This window comes from Streptomyces silaceus (assembly GCF_001419745.1).
Taxonomy (GTDB): Bacteria; Actinomycetota; Actinomycetes; order Streptomycetales; family Streptomycetaceae; genus Streptomyces; species Streptomyces silaceus.
On record NZ_LIRJ01000522.1, the window covers coordinates 1 to 2606 of the forward strand.

Sequence of the window (2606 nt, forward strand, 5' to 3'; positions counted from 1 at the left end):
CGCCCGACCAGGCGAAGAAGGACCTCGACGCGGCGGGCTGGAAGCCCGGCGGCGACGGGATCCGGGAGAAGGGCGGCAAGAAGCTCGAGGTCGGCTACACGCTGCTGGGCGACGACCCGCTGGGCAAGGCCACCGCCGGCGCCCTCGCCGCGATGCTGAAGCCGGTCGGCGTACGTCTCGTCATCAAGAAGGCCGATGACGCCGACTTCTCCAACATCCTCAGCGAGCGGAAGTTCGACCTGTTCCTCTCGGGCAACCGCTCCATGGACCCCTTCGGGGCCCGCTACCTGTGCGAGATGTACTGCTCGGACCGTGACTCCAACATCACCGGGGCCGGGTCCCCGGCGCTGGACAAGGAGATCCGCGCCACGTCGGACATCGCCGACCTGGACAAGCAGGCAGCGGCGGCGAACAAGGTCGAGCAGAAGGCCCTCCAGAACTACGCCCGGCTCCCGATGTACAGCGGCCCCTCGACGTACAGCGTCAAGAAGGGCCTGGCGAACGTGGGCGCGACCATCTTCTACACCCCGCTGCCGGAGACGGTGGGCTGGGAGAAGTAACCCACCGGCACCGGCTGCTGATCAGCCGTGGAGCGTGCGGGCTCCCGGGCTGTCGCCCGTGAAGCGTTGACCCGCGGCGATCTCGTCGCCGACCGTCGACCAGACGGTCTCCTCGTCCCGGAACGGGAGCGGGTCGACGGCGCGCGTCTCCTCGCGGATGCGGTCGACCTCGCCCTCCAGGCGCTCGAAGNNNCCTGCGCGGTCTCCTCGTCGGGGTCGAAGGCGTGCACGGTGCCGGAGACCGGGTCGAGGGCGAGGTGGGAGTCGAGCAGCCAGCCGATGACGGGCCAGCCACCCGCGCCTTCCGGGGCGTCATCGAAGTCCTCGACGGACACGACGTCCTGGACGAGGGGCAGCTTGCCGTCGTCCTCGTCGGGGCGGCGCAGCAGGAGCGTCCCGGTGGGCACGCCGACGGTCCCCAGGAGGCGGGCGCCCTCGGTGTCCGCGGCGGTCGGCGGGAAGGCTGTGGCGGGCACGGTCGCGAGACGGGCCTCGCCGAAGACGCCGACGAGCTCGCTGCGGGTGATGTCGAAAAGCACTGCCGGGAACTCCGAACTCGGCGGCGCCACGGGCGCCGGGGACTCTGGGTGGACGGGTCCGGCCACCGCGGCAGCCTCGCAGATCGAGGCGTTCCTGATCGCCGGTGGTCCCGGCTCCGCCTATTCTCGGACCTTGTGGCACGTACGAATGGGCTTCCCGCCCGCAGGAGCAGGCCCCCTCGGCTGCGTTTCGACGGCTGGATCGTGGGCCTCGGCACGTCCTCCGGCACGCGCGTCGTGCTCGGACACTGGCAACGCTCCCCCTTCGGGTCCTTCAGCGACGTCATGGTCGAACGGCCCGACGGAGAACGGCTGTTGCTGGCCCCCACGGAACGGACCGCGGAGTTCATCCGCCGTACGTACACCTTCGACACGGTGCGCGTCCTGCCGGTCGACGCGCATGTCTCCGACGCGACGTGGACGGTTGCGGCGGGGCCGCTCGACCTGCGCTTCACCACGGGCCGACGCGGTCCCCTGGGACTCCTGCTGCGGGCGGTGCCCGGCGCGCTCGCCGGGCGTCCGGCGTGGAGTGCGCTGACCGATGTCCCCGCCCGCGTACTGCTGTCCGGTGTCCGCACCCGGGGCACCGCCGGTCAGGGCCGCCGCGAGTGGTACGGCGCGCGGGACCTGCTGCCGGTCGCCTCGCTGTCGGCGTCCTTCGAGGGCGAGGACCTCGGCCCCCTCGCACCGGTCGACCCGCCCGTCCGCTTCGGCTTCGGCTCCGCGCCGCGCGTTCCCGCCGCCACGCGGATCACCACGACGGTGGCCCTCGGCCGGGACGAGGACGTCCCGGCCGAGGGCTGACACCCGGGCGTCAGCGCCCCCGTGGCCTCCGTCAGATTCCGGCACCTTCGCGGCCGGTGAAGAAGCTGATCAGTTCCTGAGGTGTGGGGTTGTGGGCGGCCACGGCGGTGGCGGCGGCGCCGCGGGGGAACAGGGCCTGCTCGTATGCGGTGAGGGCGGCCTCGATGTCGCCGGGGTGGGCGGCCAGGGCCTCGCCGAGTTCGGCGCCGTCCAGCAGGGCCACATTGGCGCCCTCGCCATTGGGGGTCGAGAGGTGGGCGGCATCGCCGAGCAGCGTCACTCCCGGCACCCGGTCCCACCGGTGATCCGGCGGCAGAGCGTGGAGAGGGCGCGGGACCGGCGCCGTCCCGCCGCCGGTGATCAGGGCGGTGAGCTCCGGCGCCCAGCCCTCGAACTCCTCCGCGATCCGCGCGGCGGCACCGGCCGCATCGGTGACATCGATGTCGGCGAACCACTCCTGAGGCCGCGTCAGCATGAAGTAGCCGCGGAGAGCCCCCTTCTCCCGGTGTGCCACGAACCACTTCCCGTGCTCGTCCGGGTCGAGCGCCACAAGGGTCCCGGCGCCGACCGCTCCGGCGGTGGCCGGGTACCGGATGTCGGCGTCGTGCAGGGAGGTCTCGACGACGGACCGGCCGACGTACTCGGGCACGGCGCCGGAGAGCAGCGGCCGGACGCGTGACCACGCGCCGTCCGCGCCGACCAG

The 2606-nt window shown here is 72.8% G+C and carries 2 protein-coding genes and 3 pseudogenes; 2 read left to right on the forward strand and 3 right to left on the reverse strand.

From position 1 onward, the window contains the following. Positions 1-560: ABC transporter substrate-binding protein (locus tag AOK22_RS35745; protein ID WP_244165238.1), on the forward strand; the 560-nt coding region annotated here is incomplete at its 5' end. A 21-nt stretch (positions 561-581) separates the two neighbouring features. On the opposite strand, the pseudogene AOK22_RS43375 reads toward AOK22_RS35745, so the two are convergent. Next, a pseudogene (locus AOK22_RS43375) lies at positions 582-750 on the reverse strand (SUKH-4 family immunity protein); the annotation flags it as partial. 3 nt (positions 751-753) lie between these two features. After that, positions 754-1165, reverse strand: a pseudogene (locus tag AOK22_RS35750) (SUKH-4 family immunity protein); the annotation flags it as partial. A gap of 69 nt (positions 1166-1234) precedes the next feature. Between AOK22_RS35750 and AOK22_RS35755 the strand changes: the two are divergent. Further along, positions 1235-1903 (forward strand): hypothetical protein, encoded by a 669-nt coding sequence (locus tag AOK22_RS35755; RefSeq protein WP_055702855.1) that lies wholly within the window; start codon positions 1235-1237, stop codon positions 1901-1903. A 31-nt stretch (positions 1904-1934) separates the two neighbouring features. On the opposite strand, the pseudogene AOK22_RS35760 reads toward AOK22_RS35755, so the two are convergent. Then, positions 1935-2606: pseudogene (locus AOK22_RS35760) on the reverse strand (FAD-dependent monooxygenase); the annotation flags it as partial.